This window comes from Micromonospora sp. CNZ296 (assembly GCF_007827635.1).
Genome location: NZ_VISW01000008.1, coordinates 291,921 through 305,763 on the forward strand (window position 1 = coordinate 291,921; position 13,843 = coordinate 305,763).

Consider the following 13,843-nt stretch of genomic DNA (forward strand, 5'->3'; position numbering starts at 1 on the left):
GCCACCCGCCTCGGCCACCCCGGAGGCTGAGGTTAGGCTGTCCTCACTTCGAGCACTGGAGGCAACCCCTCGTGTCCCCGCATCCCGCCGGCGGCGCCGTCACGGCCCGGTACGTGCTGCGTCAGGCGTTGCGCCGCCAGCGACGGCCGGTGCTGATCGGCGTCACGCTGCTCGGCCTGCACCAGGTCGCCGAGGCGCTCGTGCCGGTGGCGATCGGCGTCATCATCGACCGCGCCGTGGTGACCGGTGACCCGTGGGCGCTGGCGTACTCGGTCGCCGGCCTCGCGGCCCTGTTCGCCGTGCTCGCGTTCGCCTACCGCAACGGCGCCCGCCAGGCGTTCGCGGCGGTGGAGCGGGAGGCGCACCTGCTGCGGGTGGAGATCGCCGAGCGCGCGCTCGACCCGCGCGGACACCGTTCCGGCCTGCGCGACGGCGAACTGCTCTCGGTCGCCGCCTCCGACGCCGAACTCTCCGCGCTCGTGGTGCGGGTCGCCGGATTCGGTGTCGCCGCGGTGACCGCGCTGACCGTCGCGGCGACCGCGCTGCTGGTCATCGACATCCCCCTCGGGCTCGGCGTGCTCGTCGGCGTACCGGTGCTGGTCCTCGTACTGCAACGGATGGCGCCGCTGCTGTCCCGGCGCAGCACCTCCCAGCAGGAGGCCCTCGCGGAGACCACGGCGCTCGCCGTGGACCTCGTCTCCGGCCTGCGCGTGCTGCGCGGCATCGGCGCCCAGCACCACGCCGCCGGCCGGTACGCCGCCGCCAGCCGCAACGCGCTCGCGGTGACGCTGCGCGCCGCCAACACCAAGGGACTGCATCTCGGGCTCACCACCGCCGCCAACGGCCTGTTCCTCGCGGCGGTCGCCGGGGTGGCCGGCTGGCTCGCCCTGCGCGGCCGGCTCACCATCGGCGAGCTGGTCACAGTGGTCGGACTCGCGCAGTTCGTGGCCGAGCCGGTGCAGACCATGGGCTGGTGCGTGCAACTGTTCGCGATGGCCCGCGCCTCCGCCGCCCGGGTGGTGCGCGTGCTCGGCGCCGAGCCGCTGACCCGGCCCGGCGACGCGTCGGCGCCGGCCCACCCGGACGGGCCACGGCTGGCCCTCGACGACGTCGGGCACGCCGGACTGGACGGGGTGAACCTGCGCGTCGGCCCCGGCGAGGTGGTGGGCGTGCTCGCGTACGACCCGGCCGACGCCGAAGCGCTGGTGGCGCTGCTGTCCGGGCGGGTGTCGCCGGACGCGTGCCGGGGCACCGTGCGTGTCGACGGCGTGCCCGCCGACGACCTGCACGTCGACGCGCTGCGCGGCACCGTGCTCGTCGAGCCGCACGACGTGACGCTCTTCGAGGGCACGGTGGCGGCCAACCTCGCCGCCGGCGCCCCGGCCGACCAGGCGCGGCTGCACGCCGCCGTCCGGGCGGCCGCGGCCCAGGACGTCGTGGACGCACACCCCGGCGGCCTCGACCACCGGCTCGTCGAGCGGGGCGCGAACCTCTCCGGCGGCCAGCGCCAGCGGCTCGGGCTGGCCCGGGCGCTGCACGCCGACCCGCCCGTGCTGGTGCTGCACGATCCCACCACCGCTGTCGACGCCGCGACCGAGGCGCAGCTCGCCGACGGACTGGCCGAAACGCGCCGGGTGGGGCCCCGGGGCACCCTGCTGATCACCAGCAGCCCGGCCCTGCTGCGGATCACCGACCGGGTGGTGGTGATCGCCGACGGCCGGGTGGCCGCCGAGGGACCGCACGAGCACCTGCTGGCCTCCGACGCCCGCTACCGCGAGGAGACACTGCGGTGACCGCTGACCCGCGTACCGCCGAACCCGGCCGGACGTTGCTGCCTGTCGCGTCCGCCCGGCAGACCTGGACGACGCTCGGCGCCCAGTTCCGCGCCCGGCCCGGCCTCAGCGCCGCCGCGGCGACCGTGCTCGTCGTCGCCGCCGCGGGTGGCCTGGTCGCGCCCTGGGTGCTCGGCCGCCTGGTCGACGACGTCATCGCCGACGCCCCGGTCTCCCGGATCGCCGGCCGGGTGGCGGTGATCGCCGGCGCCGCCGTGTTCACCGGCCTGCTCACGGCGCTCGGCGCCGCGCTCGCGTCCCGGCTCGGCGAGACGGTGCTGGCCCGGCTGCGCGAGCGCGTCCTCGACCGCGCGTTGCACCTGCCGTCCGCGACGCTGGAGCGGGCCGGCACCGGCGACCTGCTGGCCCGCGTCGGCGACGACGTGGCGGTGGTGACGAACGTGATCGCGGTGAGCGGCCCGGCGTTCGTCGGCGCGCTGCTGTCGGTGGTGCTCACCGTGTTCGGGCTGGTCGCGCTGGACTGGCGGCTCGGCCTCGCCGGGCTGCTAGCAGCGCCCGCGTACGCGCTGGCGCTGCGCTGGTACCTGCGGCGCTCCGCGCCCTACTACGCCCGCGAGCGGGTCGCCACCGGCGAGCGGACGCAGGCGATGGCCGGCGCGCTGCGCGGCGCGGCGACGGTGCGCGCGTACCGGACCGAGGACGCGCACGTGGCAGCCATCGCCGAGCGATCCGGCGTGGCGCGCGACCTGTCGCTGGAGATCTTCAACCTGCACACCCGCTTCGGGCTGCGGATCAACAGGTCGGAGTTCCTCGGCCTGGCCGCCGTGCTCGTGGCCGGGTTCCTCCTGGTCCGCGACGACCTGGTAACCGTCGGCGCGGCGACCACCGCCGCGCTCTACTTCCACCGCCTGTTCAACCCGATCGGCCTGCTGCTGCTGGAGTCCGACTCGGTGCTGCAGGCCGGCGCGAGCCTCGCCCGGCTGGTCGGCGTGGCGAACCTGCCCGACACCGGCCCGGCCACCGCCTCCGGCCCGGCCGCCCCGCCCGCCAGCCCGCGCGGCCCGGCCGCGCTGGACGTCACGGTGCGCCGGCACCACTACGACGACGGGCCGCTGGTGCTCGCCGACGTCGAACTGCGCCTGGCGCCGGGGGAGCGGGTCGCGCTGGTCGGCGCCAGCGGCGCGGGCAAGAGCACGCTCGCCGGCATCGCCGCCGGGATCATCGCGCCCACCGACGGATCGGTGCGCCTCGACGGCGCGCCGCTGACCGGGACGGGCACTGCCACGTCCCGGCGCGACGTCGCACTGGTCAGCCAGGAGGTGCACGTCTTCGCCGGGCCGATCGCCGAGGACCTGCGCCTGGCCGCGCCGGACGCGACCGACGCCGAGCTGCTCGACGCGCTGGAACGGGTCGGCGCCACCACCTGGCTGCGTGCCCTGCCGGACGGGCTGGCGACGCCTGTGGGCGAGGGCGGCCACCGGCTCACCGCCGCCCAGGCCCAGCAGGTGGCCCTGGCCCGGCTGGTGCTCACCGCGCCGGCCGTCGCCGTGCTGGACGAGGCGACAGCCGAGGCCGGCAGCGCCGGGGCCCGCGACCTGGACCGGGCGGCCCTCGCGGCCACGCAGGGGCGGACCACGCTGATCGTGGCGCACCGGCTCAGCCAGGCGGTGAGCGCGGACCGGATCGTCGTGCTCGACCACGGCCGGATCGTGGAGCAGGGCACGCACGAGGAGCTGCTGGCCGCCGACGGCCGGTACGGCCATCTCTGGCGTTCCTGGCGCGTCCCGGTATGATCACCGACCGCTGCACCGCCCAGGCGAGGTGACCATGACCGACCTGCCGACCCGCTTCGTGCTGTTCCCGGGGCGGCACCACCTGCTGACCCGGTTCCAGGCCGACTACCTGCGCCGGCTCGCCGGCGACGAGGCCACAGTGGTCTGGGCGGTGACGTCGGCCAACCACGAGAACACCAGGCGCAACCCCGTCGCGTACCACAGGCGGGAGGCCGCGATCGAGCGGTTCAGCGTGCTCAGCGGGCTGCGCTCGCTGGCCGTGCCGATCTTCGACACCGCGTACACCGACGCGTTCGCCGAGGTCACGCTCAAGAGCATCGCGGTGGCCACCGGGCTCGAACTCACGCCCGCCGACACGGTGGTGGCCTGCTCCACCCCGGAGGTCGCCAAGCTGTACGAGCGCCTCGGCTTCGGGATCGCGCTGGTCGAGGCGGATCCGGACCTGCCCGGGACGCCGGAACGGCCGTGGGACGTGCTGCTGCGCCTGGCCGCCGGCGACGAGAGCTGGCGGACGCTCACCCACCCGGCGACGATCGACGTGTTCGAGCGCTACCGCCTGGTCGAGGCGATCCGGTCGGTGGTGAACGACCCGCTCGTCGGCGACGAGGGCGGCCTCACCGTGACCCGCGACTACCGCACCTACGTGGAGGCGTTCGCCTCGGCCGCCCAACGCAAGTGGGACTCGGTGCGCCGGTACGTGCAGCCCGGACGCATCGTGGACATCGGCTGCGGCGCGGGCGCCGTCCTGGAGCTGGCCGACCGGGAGGCCGCGCTGCGGGAGAGCGACCTGATCGGTGTGGAGGTGGCCCGCCACCTCTACCAGGAGTGCCTGCACAAGAAGGCGCAGGGCGTGTTCCGCAACGCCAACGTGTACTTCTTCCACCGCAACGTCCTCGGCGGCGCGGTGTTCAAGGACCGGTCGGTGGACACCACGCTCACCTTCGCGCTGACCCACGAGATCTGGTCGTACGGGCGGCAGCGGGAGTCGCTGCTCCAGTTCGCCCGCCGCATCCACGACCACACGGTGCCCGGCGGCGTCTGGATCAACAGTGACGTGTGCGGGCCGGACGAGCCGGGCCGGCCGGTGATCCTGCGGCTGACCACCGACGACGGGGACAACCCCGCCTCGCCGCGCCGGGATCTCGCCGACCTGACCTCGGCCGAGGTCCGGCGGTACGTCTCCGGACTGTCGACGCGGGCCCGGCTGGACCAGTTCGCCGTGGACTTCGCGTTCGGCTTCGCGTACGAGCCGCTGGCCGACGGCGCGGTACGTCTCGGCCTGGGCGCGGCGATGGACTACCTGACCCGCAAGGACTACACCGACAACTGGCTGTCGGAGACCAGGGAGCAGTTCTGCGGCCTGAGCTTCGCCGACTGGACGGAGCTGCTCACCGAGGCGGGCTTCGAGATCGGCCCCGCGTCGGCGCCGGTCCGCAACGACTGGGTGATCGACAACCGGATCGCGCCCGTCGCGTCCCTGACCGACCTGGACGGCCGGCCGCTGGACTGGCCGACCACCCACGTCCTCACCGTCGCCCACCGCCCGCGCAACGCCTGACACCACGAGCGCCCGCCGGACCGGCTGGACGGCCGGGCCGGCGGGCGCCGTGCTGCGGTTCAGTGGCTCAGCGCGATCCGTACCGCCAGGACGATCAGGATCAGCCCGGTCAGCCGTTCGATCACCAGCAGCACCGACGGCCGGGTCAGCCAGGGCTGCAACCGGTCGATGAGCAGGATGTAGCAGGCCCACCAGAGCACGGCGAGGCCGATGAACGTGGCGGCCAGCACCGCCGTACGGGCCGCAGCGCCGTCGCCGGGCTTGACGAACTGCGGCACGAACGAGACGTAGAAGACGACCACCTTGACGTTCAGCAGCTGGCTGGTGACGCCCATGACGAACGAGCGCCGGGCCACGTGCGGCTCGTCGGCGGCCACCGTCTCCGGCGCGGCGACCGGGCCGGTGTCCACGTCCGGCCCGGGGCCGCCCGCGCCCACGGTGACCGGCTGCGCGGCCGGGGCCGCCGCCCGTCGTGGCCGGGTGGCCCAGAGGATGGTGCCGCCCAGGTAGAGCAGGTACAGCGCGCCGGCGACCCGCAGCACCGTGTAGAGCGCCGGTGAGGACACCAGCAGGGCGGACAGGCCGGCGGTGGCGAGCGAGGCGTGCACCAGGGCGGCGGCGAACAGCCCGGCCAGCACCACGAACCCGGCCCGCCGCCCGTACCGCACGGTCTGCCGGGTGACCAGGGCGAAGTCGACGCCCGGCACGATGATGATGAGCAGGCTCGCCGCGACGAAGCTGACGATCTGGATGTCAGACACGCTGCTCCTCCCTCGCCTCGATGCGGGCCGGGGCGGCCTCCTCGATGACGGAGACGCCGCTGTCGCGGCGCGGCCCGTGCCGGCGCCACTGCTCGCGCAGCCGGATCCGGCCGTCCGGCAGCCGCTCGGGCCGCGACTCGCACTCGCCGACCACGATGCTGCCGTCGGTGAGCACCTCCACGTACGCGAAACGCACCACGCCCTGCGCGTCGCAGGTGCCGGCGAGCCGTCCGTGCCGTACCGAGCCGCCGGAGATCTCCGCCCAGACCAGGTCGCCGCGCTGGTGGTAGTGCCCCCGCAACGGGTCGGCGTCACCGGCGTGGTCGACGGAGACGAAGATCCGGTCGTCGTAGTCGAACGATGTCATCGCGCTCACGCCCATCGGGTGCTCAGGTAGTCGTCGCGGAACCGGCAGACCGTGCGGCCGGCGATCGAGTTGAGGATCATCGCGCTGCGGATCGGCAGGATGCTCAGGTTGGAGTCGACGAGCCCCTGGACGTACCGCCCCCGGTTCAGCACGAAGATCTTGTGGTCGTCGGCGTGCTTCCACCGGATCGAGTAGTCCGACTCGATGACCGGCTCACCGCGCTCGTCCAGGTCGATCAGCGCGGTCAGCTCCGGGTCGAAGGGCAGCGGCGCCTGCCGGCGTCCCGCCGCGACGACGAGGTTCACCGCCCGGTGCCGTTCCTCGCCGCTGCCGGCGGTCAGGCACTCCAGCTCGACCTCCCCGTCGAGCTGCCGGGCGCCGGTCACGGTACGGCTCGGCATGATCGTCACCGGGAACCGGCCGGTGCGCAGCCGCTCCTCGTAGTTGTGCTGGTAGACGCCGCGCAACGTGCCCGGGGAGATGCCGTCGCTGGTCAGGATCTGACCGGAGACGAGCCGTTCCCGCACGTCCCGGGACAGGGTGAGGAACGCCTCCTGGTAGGCGGGCCGGTACAGGTCGTTCGCCGACGGGGAGTCCTCCAGCGGGGCGAACCACGACCGCCGCCCGATCCACCTGATGTCGCGGCACCCGCGGGCGAGCAGCGCCGCGACGCACTCCGCGCTGGTCTGGCCGCTGCCGATCACGATCCACGGCAGGTCCGGCTCGTCCGGCACCGTGGCGAGGCGCTGGTGCAGCTCGTCGGCGACGAACAGGTGCCGGGGGTCGAGGGCGTCCAGGAACTCCGGTACGAAGGGGACGGTCCCGCTGCCGAGCACCAGGTGCCGGGAGCGGGCGACCTCCGCACCGCCGCTGCGGCTCACCAGCGCGCCGTCGAACTCGACCCGGTCGACGCGGGTGCCGTACGTGATGCGCGGCAGCCGGCCCGCCGCCCACACCAGGTACTGCTGGTACTCGATCCGGGGGATGGTGTCGAACCCGGCGCCCAGCAGGGCGTACACCCGGCCGGTGGTGACCAGGTAGTTGAGGAACGACAGCGGGTGGGTCGGGTCGTAGAGCGAGACCAGGTCCTTGACCCAGCCGGTCTGCATGCGGACGCCGCTGTGCAGCATCCCGTCGTGCCAGCCCGGCCGGTCGCGGGCCTCGAACAGCGCAATGTCGTGCGGCGCGAGGGTGTCGTACATCGCCGCGAGGCTCAGGTTCGCCGGCCCGGCGCCGATTCCCACTGTGTGAAAGGTCTGCGTCATCAGTCTGCCTCTGTCTGGCCGTGGGGGACAGGGATCGCGGTTCGGGTGTTCAGCAGGGCGGTGGCGGCGAGCCGGCTGGCGGCCAGGACGGTCTTGGCGGCGCCGCCGCTGCCGCCGGTGAAGGTGTGCACCGCGCCGGCCACGTGGCGCAGGGCCAGCCCGGCGGGTTCGCTGTAGCAGTCGGTGGCGCTCACCGGCGGGCCGGCCGGTCGCGGGTCCAGGCCGGGCAGCCTCCGTGCCGCCACGGTCAGGACCCGTGCCGCCAGTGCGGCGTCCGGCTCGGGGGACGGCGGGTCGACGTCCCACCTGTCGCTGGGCAGCCCGAGCAGCACCCGCCCCGGACCGGCCGGCCGGCCGTAGAGGCCGCTGGTCTCGTCCACGAAGCACGGCAGCTCGGCGCGGCCGGTGACGTGGTGGGCGTACTGGATGTGCTTGGTGCGCAGCGAGGTCGGCAGCCCGGCGGCGCCCAGCAGACGCGGGGTCCAGGCCCCGGCGGCCACGACGACGAGGTCGCCGGTGAGCCGGCGGCCGTCGCGCAGCTCGACCACGCGGTCGTCGAGGCGGGCCACCGGTGTGGTCTCGGTCCGGCCGAGGCCACGCAGGACGGTCCGGCGCAGCCGGTCCGGGTCCAGGTAGCCGGCCCGGTCCTCCCAGATCCCCACCGTGCCGTCCGGGAGCCCGGCGAAGCCGAACCGGTCGGCGATCTCGGCCCGGGTCAGCACCTCGGCGCCGTCCACGCCGGCCGCCGCCCGGGCGTCGAGCAGGTAGAGCGAGCCGGTCCGCCGCCACCCGGCCGCTGTCGCGAGGGACGGATCGGCCAGCAGTTCGGCGAGGCTCGCGGCGGCGAGGGACCGGGCGGCCGGATCGGGCTCGAAGGCACGCACCAGTCCGCCGGACGCGGCCGTCGCGTCGGCGGGCCGCCCGGCCGCGCCGCCGCCGTGCGGGCCGATCAGGACCGCGTCGGCGCCCGCGTCCCGCAGCCGCCGGGCGAGCAGGACGCCACTGATGCCCGCGCCGACGACGAGCACGCGCGGCTCACCCATCCGAACCCGCCGGTTCCGCGCCGCCGACGACGCCGAGCAGGCGGGCCGCCCGCTCCGGCGCACCGGGGTACGCGGCCAGCGCCGCCCGGACCGCGGTGGCGGGGTCGAAGTGGTCCAGGCGCAGCGCCTGCTCGCCGCGGGTCAGTTCGGTGTCGGCCAGGACGCCGTCCAGGCCGGCGGTGGTGCCGGCCAGGGTCGCGGCGTACCGGGCGGCGAACGCCTCGTACGCCTCCGGGCGGAAGTCCGACTCGTAGCTGTCCGGCCGGTCCCAGCTCAGGAACGCCCGGACCACAGCCGGGTCCTCGGTGGCTAGGAACTCGTGCGCCCAGATCGCGTGCTCGCGGCTGGTGGAGAACTTGGCGCCGGTGAGCCGGTAGAACTCGTTCACGACCAGCCCGGTCGGCCGGTCGGGCAGCCCGGCGGCCAGGTGCAGGGCCGGGATGAGCAGCGCGTAGTAGAACGCGTTGTCGACCCCGAGGAAGATCCACTGCTCGTCCACGTCCCGCCACGCGTCCAGGTACCCGGCCAGCGTGTCCGCGTCCGGCCGCAGGTGGCGGGCGGGCAGCACCAGGTTGGCCAGGGCCATCTCCGCCCAGACGTCGATGCGCAGGCCGTCGTCCCACTCGATGCCCCAGTCCGTCGGGTACGCCAGCGGCACCTCCGGCAGCCCGCCGTCGAGGTACGACGCGACGAGGCGCCGCAGCCGGGGCGGCAGCACCGCGCGGGACCAGAACTCGGCCAGCCGCTCCCGGTGCTCGTCGAGCCGCAGCACCGGGACCGTGCGGGTGACCGGTTCGGGTGCGGCGTCGCAGCAGGTCGACCGCGCGCCGGCCAGGTTCGCGGCGGTGCAGAACCCGCCACAGCCCTCGCAGGTGCCGCCGTTCGCGCCGGCGCCGCAGGCCGGGCAGCGCCCGGCGACCCGGACGTGGTGCAGGGTCCGCCCGCAGGCCGCGCACGCGCGCAGCGACACCGGGGCGACCTCCACCACCTTCGCCTCCACCAGTTCGGTGAGCAGGCTCGCGACCGCCCGGCGGTAGCCCTCGTCGGCCAGCGGGTCGGCCATGACGTCGTACCGGATGCGCGCGGCGCGCAGCGCGGCGTGGATCGACGACCCGTACCGGGCGACGGTGTCCGCCGGGGTCTCGCCCAGCGCCTCCGCCCGGGCGGGCACGTAGTTCTGGTGCGCGTCCAGCCCGCACTGGGTCACCACCCGCCGGCCGGCGGCACGCAGCGCGCGGGCCGCGACGTCCCCGGCGACGTACGGGCCGCTGAGGTGCCCGAGGTGCAGCGGCCCGTTCGGCGTCGGTGGCGGCGTCACCACCAGCACCACGCCGGAGGACGTGGCCGCCCCGTCAGTCACGGCCGGCTCCGTCGTCCGCGCCGGCCTGCGCCGCGTCGTCGGGCCGGGGCATCCAGTAGATGCTGAGGATGGTGAGCGGCTGCTCCGGCGAGGGGTTGTGGATGACGTGGCTCTGCTCGGGTTCGAGCAGGATCACGCCACCGGTCGGCACCTCGACCTTCTCGCCGCCCGCCTCGTAGATGGCCGTGCCGCGGGTCACCACGGCGAACTCGACCTCGGGGTGGACGTCCTCGCTGCTGCTGCCACCGGGCGGGATCACGCACCACATGGCGTCGAACGGCAACGGGCCGAGATCGCGGTACTGCGTCCAGCGGCCGATCCGGATGCCGTACTCGTCGGTGAGTTCGGCGGTGTCGCTGACGTACCTTCGCATGTTCGTCCTCCTGGTCGGCGCGCTGCCCGCCGGGCCCGCGCCGGACGGGTCTGAGGTTTGCGGAGAGTGACCGGAAGTGCTGCTTCTGCGACGCTGCACCGATGCCGGGAAGGGCCCGTCTCGTCGACCGTCGATTCGACTCCGGTCGATAGCGTCGGACCCACTGTGGACTTAACCTCGTCTGGCCAACAGGAGCTTCACCGGCAGATCACCGGCAATGTCGCTGCTGACTGCCCGCTCAGCGGCCTCGGCTTCGGTGGTCCACCGGCATGAATCCACCAGAACCGGTACGGAGACGACGCTGTGATCGGCTACATGGATACGTTGGGTCATGAAATCGCTACCGCGCGGCGACTGGCCAACCTGACACAGGAGGAGTTGGCCGCCCGCACCGGACTGAGCGTCCGGAGCATCCGCAACCTGGAGTCGTCGCGGGTGACCCGTCCGCGGCCCGCGACCGTCCGGCTGCTCCGTGAGGTCCTCGGCCTGCCCGCCCACCCGGCGTCCGCAGCCCGGATCCGCCCCATGCAACTACCGCTGGAGATTCCCGGCTTCACCGGCCGTTCCGCACAACTGCGGCAACTCGACCGGCTGCTCGACGGGGGACCGCGGCGGATGTCGAGCGTCGTCGTGTGCGTCCTCTCCGGCCGGTCCGGCATCGGCAAGACGGCGCTGGCGCTGCGCTGGGCGCACCGGTCGGCCGCCCGGTTCGCCGACGGGGTGCTGCACGTCCAGCTCGGCGGCAGCGACCCGGGAAGGGCGGCGGTGGCGCCGGCCGAGGCGCTCGGCGGTCTGATCGAGGCGCTCGACGTACCCGGCGGCGTCCCGTGCGGCCCGGCGGCGCGCACCGGGCTCTACCGCAGCGCGCTCGCCGGACGCCGGATGCTCATCGTGCTCGACGACGCCCGCGACGCCGACCAGGTACGGCCGCTGCTGCCCGGCGTACCCGGCTGCATGGTGGTCGTGACCAGCCGGGACCGCCTCACCGGCCTGGTCGTCGGCGAGGCCGCGTGCCCGGTCGTGGTCGACGAGCTGGCCGCCGGCGAGGCGTGGGACCTGCTGGCCGCCCGCCTCGGCGAGCGTCGCCTCACCGCCGAGCGCGCGGCGGTGCGGGAGATCATCGCGCACTGCGCCGGCGTACCCCGGGCGCTGGCTGTGGTGGCCGCCCGCGCGGCCGTCCAGCCCCGGCTGCCGCTGGCGGAGGTGGCCCGCCAGCTCCGGTAGACGGACCGGGGCCGCCCGGCCGGTCAGCCCTGGTCGGCGCGGGTGCCGTCGCGCGCGGCGACGTGCGCCGGCACCGGCGTCGCCGGCGGCAGCGCCGGGTCGGTCACCGGCTGCTGCCAGCGCGCGACCAGCGGAAGCTCGCCGGCCCAGAGCCCGAGGGCGGCGTCCGGGCCGTCGCCGTCGTCCGGCGGGCCGCTGCGCGTCTTGACCGACGCCTCGGCCAGCGGAAGCGCCAGCAGCGCGGTGGCCGCCAGCTCCCGCCGGTTCGGGCGGCGGGCGTGGTCCCACTGGCCGGGGGCCACGTGCTCGGTCAGCAGCCGCAGGCCGTACAGCTTCTCCTCGGCGTCGGTCACCCACCGGGGCCGGCCGTAGACCATCGCGCTGCGGTAGTTGATCCCGTGCTCGAACACCGAGCGCGCCAGGACCAGGCCGTCGACCACTGTGACCGTGACGCAGACCTCGGCGTCGGTGGTGAGGCTCCGGCTGGCCACCGAGCCGTGCAGGTAGAGGTGCCGGTCGTCGAAGCCGTAGACGGTCGGCACCACCATCGGGCCGCCGTCGACCAGCACGCCCAGATGGCAGACGAAGGCGGCCCGGAGCACGTCGAACAGGGCGGCGCGGTCGCGGTGCCCCTTCTCCTTCATCCGACGCAGTGTCGTACGCGGCGTCGCGGACAACCGTCCGTCGGTATCGGTCATGGCTGATTCTCCTGTCGGCCCCGCCGTTTCTACCGGGTCGGGCCGCGGTCCTCAAGGGCCGGCCCGCCGGGCCGGTGGGGGAGCGGGTCCGGGGGAAGGATCCGGCACAGCGCCTCCAGCGCGGCGGCGTACGCGTGCTCGGGCGGCGTGGCGTAGCCGACCACGAGGCCGTCGAGGGCGGGCATGGTGGCGTCCGGGTGGCGGAAACCGGCCAGCCCGTCGAGCGCGATCGACTGAGCGGCGGCGGCCTCGACCACCTGGCGCTCGGTGCCCGCGGGCAGGCGCAGCACGGCGTGCAGCCCGGCGGCGACGCCGGTCGGCGTGACGTGCGGGGCGTGGGCGGCGAGCGTGGCGACGAGACGGTCGCGGCGGGCGCGGTACCGCTGCCGCATCCGGCGCACGTGCCGGTCGTACCGGCCGGAGTCGAGGAAGTCGGCGAGGGTGAGCTGGTCCGTCACGCCCGCCCACGCCTCCCGCTCACCCTTGGCGTCCAGCACCGGGCCGACGAGCCGTTCGGGCAGCACCATCCAGCCCAGACGCAGCGCGGGGGAGAGACTCTTGCTCACCGAGCCCAGGTAGACCACGCGCTCCGGGGCCAGGCCCTGCACCGCGCCGACCGGATCCCGGTCGTACCGGAACTCGCCGTCGTAGTCGTCCTCCAGCACCAGTCCGTCCCGGCCCTCCGCCCACCCCAGCGCGGCGAGGCGCCGCCGGGGATGCAGCGGCCCGCCGGTGGGGAACTGGTGCGCGGGCGTGAGCAGCGCCGCCCGTACCCCGGCGAGGTCGGTCAGCTCCCCGGTGCGGGCGCCGTCCGCGTCGAGCGTGAGCGGGACGGTACGGACGCCTGCCGCCGCCAGGATCGCGCGGTGGAACGCGAGGCCGTAGGACTCGACCGCCAGCGGGCCGCGCAGAACCCGGCCACCGAAGAGCAGGCGCAGCGCGTGCGCGACACCGGAACACACCACGATCCGGTCCGGGGTGGTGCGGACACCCCGCGCCCGCGCCAGGTACCCGGCCAGTGCCCGGCGCAGCTCCGGGCGGCCCCGCGGGTCGCCCGGCCCGAACGCCTCGTTCGGCGCGGCGGTCAGGGCGCGGCGCGTGGACGCCAGCCACGCGGCGCGCGGGAAGGAGGCGGCATCCGGCTGCCCCTGCCGCAGGTGGTGCACGGCCGGGGCCGGACGCGCGGGCGTCTGCCTCGGGACGCGGGCGACCCGGGCGGGCTCGGTGCGCGGCGCCACCCGCGTACCGGAGCCCTGCCGGGCGACCAGCCATCCCTCGGCCACCAGTTCGGCGTACGCGGCGGCGACGGTGTTGCGGGCCAGGCCGAGGTCGGCGGCGAGGGACCGGTATGGCGGCAGGAGGGTGCCGGCGGCCAGTCTCCCGTCCCGGACGGCGTCGCGCAGCGCGCGGATGAGCGCGGACCGGCGGCCGCGGGCGCCGGACAGTTCCAGATGCAGGTCGCTGCCGAGCCGTCGCGCCGGATTGGCCCACGAATCCGTCATGCGAATGCACCCTAAGGGACGTCTCGTAACCCCGGTGTCTGTCTAGTCAGGACGATCGGTCAGGATCCCTGGGTGCAGGTGATCACCGCAGCCAACCCTGACTGGA

At 75.0% G+C, this 13,843-nt stretch carries 12 protein-coding genes; 4 read left to right on the forward strand and 8 right to left on the reverse strand.

Translation table 11 applies throughout. The annotated features are described in order from the left end of the window. The first annotated feature begins 71 nt into the window (after nucleotides 1-71). From FB455_RS15945 to FB455_RS15955, 3 genes are read left to right on the forward strand one after another with little or no spacing between them, the layout of a single operon-like run. A complete protein-coding gene (locus FB455_RS15945; RefSeq protein WP_030268324.1) occupies nucleotides 72-1,793 on the forward strand; it encodes an ABC transporter transmembrane domain-containing protein in 1,722 nt (573 codons plus the stop codon). Next, nucleotides 1,790-3,586 (forward strand): ABC transporter ATP-binding protein, encoded by a 1,797-nt coding sequence (locus tag FB455_RS15950; protein ID WP_030268325.1) that lies wholly within the window; start codon nucleotides 1,790-1,792, stop codon nucleotides 3,584-3,586. The genes FB455_RS15945 and FB455_RS15950 overlap by 4 nt, the downstream gene beginning before the upstream one ends. 34 nt (nucleotides 3,587-3,620) lie before the next feature. Continuing rightward, nucleotides 3,621-5,144: a class I SAM-dependent methyltransferase gene (locus FB455_RS15955; RefSeq protein WP_145753875.1), complete on the forward strand. Its 1,524-nt coding sequence runs from the start codon at nucleotides 3,621-3,623 to the stop codon at nucleotides 5,142-5,144. A 59-nt stretch (nucleotides 5,145-5,203) separates the two neighbouring features. Here the strand turns inward: FB455_RS15955 and FB455_RS15960 are convergent, their stop codons facing one another. The 6 genes from FB455_RS15960 to FB455_RS15985 are packed head-to-tail and all read right to left on the reverse strand — an operon-like array spanning nucleotide 5,204 to nucleotide 10,313. Then, complete coding sequence (locus FB455_RS15960) at nucleotides 5,204-5,905, reverse strand: LysE family translocator (RefSeq protein ID WP_145753877.1); 702 nt, start codon at nucleotides 5,903-5,905, stop codon at nucleotides 5,204-5,206. Further along, complete coding sequence (locus FB455_RS15965; protein ID WP_030268330.1) at nucleotides 5,898-6,287, reverse strand: avidin-fold protein; 390 nt, start codon at nucleotides 6,285-6,287, stop codon at nucleotides 5,898-5,900. Before FB455_RS15965 ends, FB455_RS15960 begins: the two co-directional genes overlap by 8 nt. Then, nucleotides 6,278-7,537 carry a lysine N(6)-hydroxylase/L-ornithine N(5)-oxygenase family protein gene (locus FB455_RS15970; RefSeq protein WP_030268332.1) on the reverse strand — a complete coding sequence of 420 codons (1,260 nt, stop codon included), beginning with the start codon at nucleotides 7,535-7,537 and terminating at the stop codon, nucleotides 6,278-6,280. Before FB455_RS15970 ends, FB455_RS15965 begins: the two co-directional genes overlap by 10 nt. Then, on the reverse strand, nucleotides 7,537-8,580 hold the full coding sequence (locus FB455_RS15975; RefSeq protein WP_030268334.1) for an NAD(P)/FAD-dependent oxidoreductase: 1,044 nt from the start codon (nucleotides 8,578-8,580) through the stop codon (nucleotides 7,537-7,539). The genes FB455_RS15970 and FB455_RS15975 overlap by 1 nt, the downstream gene beginning before the upstream one ends. Next, nucleotides 8,573-9,940 (reverse strand): class I tRNA ligase family protein, encoded by a 1,368-nt coding sequence (locus tag FB455_RS15980; protein ID WP_030268336.1) that lies wholly within the window; start codon nucleotides 9,938-9,940, stop codon nucleotides 8,573-8,575. Before FB455_RS15980 ends, FB455_RS15975 begins: the two co-directional genes overlap by 8 nt. Continuing rightward, nucleotides 9,933-10,313, reverse strand: a complete 381-nt coding sequence (locus tag FB455_RS15985; RefSeq protein WP_013286951.1) for a cupin domain-containing protein — start codon at nucleotides 10,311-10,313, stop codon at nucleotides 9,933-9,935. Before FB455_RS15985 ends, FB455_RS15980 begins: the two co-directional genes overlap by 8 nt. 315 nt (nucleotides 10,314-10,628) lie before the next feature. On the opposite strand from FB455_RS15985, the gene FB455_RS15990 reads away from it, so the two are divergent. Continuing rightward, nucleotides 10,629-11,537, forward strand: a complete 909-nt coding sequence (locus FB455_RS15990; RefSeq protein WP_221488056.1) for a helix-turn-helix domain-containing protein — start codon at nucleotides 10,629-10,631, stop codon at nucleotides 11,535-11,537. Nucleotides 11,538-11,560: 23 nt separating this feature from the next. Here FB455_RS15990 and FB455_RS15995 read toward each other — a convergent pair whose 3' ends face one another. Beyond that, nucleotides 11,561-12,235 (reverse strand): pyridoxamine 5'-phosphate oxidase family protein, encoded by a 675-nt coding sequence (locus tag FB455_RS15995; RefSeq protein WP_013286949.1) that lies wholly within the window; start codon nucleotides 12,233-12,235, stop codon nucleotides 11,561-11,563. A 29-nt stretch (nucleotides 12,236-12,264) separates the two neighbouring features. Beyond that, the gene (gene pdxR, locus FB455_RS16000; protein ID WP_030268338.1) at nucleotides 12,265-13,737 is read right to left on the reverse strand and encodes a MocR-like pyridoxine biosynthesis transcription factor PdxR; all 1,473 of its coding nucleotides are present in this window, start codon (nucleotides 13,735-13,737) and stop codon (nucleotides 12,265-12,267) included. Between the last annotated feature and the right edge of the window lie 106 nt (nucleotides 13,738-13,843).

Bases quoted from the DNA above. Each gene is read 5' to 3' on its own strand.
- FB455_RS15965 (WP_030268330.1), bottom strand. From the start codon at position 6,287: ATGGGCGTGAGCGCGATGACATCGTTCGACTACGACGACCGGATCTTC.
- pdxR (WP_030268338.1), bottom strand. From the start codon at position 13,737: ATGACGGATTCGTGGGCCAATCCGGCGCGACGGCTCGGCAGCGACCTG.
- FB455_RS15975 (WP_030268334.1), bottom strand. From the start codon at position 8,580: ATGGGTGAGCCGCGCGTGCTCGTCGTCGGCGCGGGCATCAGTGGCGTC.
- FB455_RS15985 (WP_013286951.1), bottom strand. From the start codon at position 10,313: ATGCGAAGGTACGTCAGCGACACCGCCGAACTCACCGACGAGTACGGC.
- FB455_RS15970 (WP_030268332.1), bottom strand. From the start codon at position 7,537: ATGACGCAGACCTTTCACACAGTGGGAATCGGCGCCGGGCCGGCGAAC.
- FB455_RS15995 (WP_013286949.1), bottom strand. From the start codon at position 12,235: ATGACCGATACCGACGGACGGTTGTCCGCGACGCCGCGTACGACACTG.
- FB455_RS15955 (WP_145753875.1), top strand. From the start codon at position 3,621: ATGACCGACCTGCCGACCCGCTTCGTGCTGTTCCCGGGGCGGCACCAC.
- FB455_RS15990 (WP_221488056.1), top strand. From the start codon at position 10,629: ATGGATACGTTGGGTCATGAAATCGCTACCGCGCGGCGACTGGCCAAC.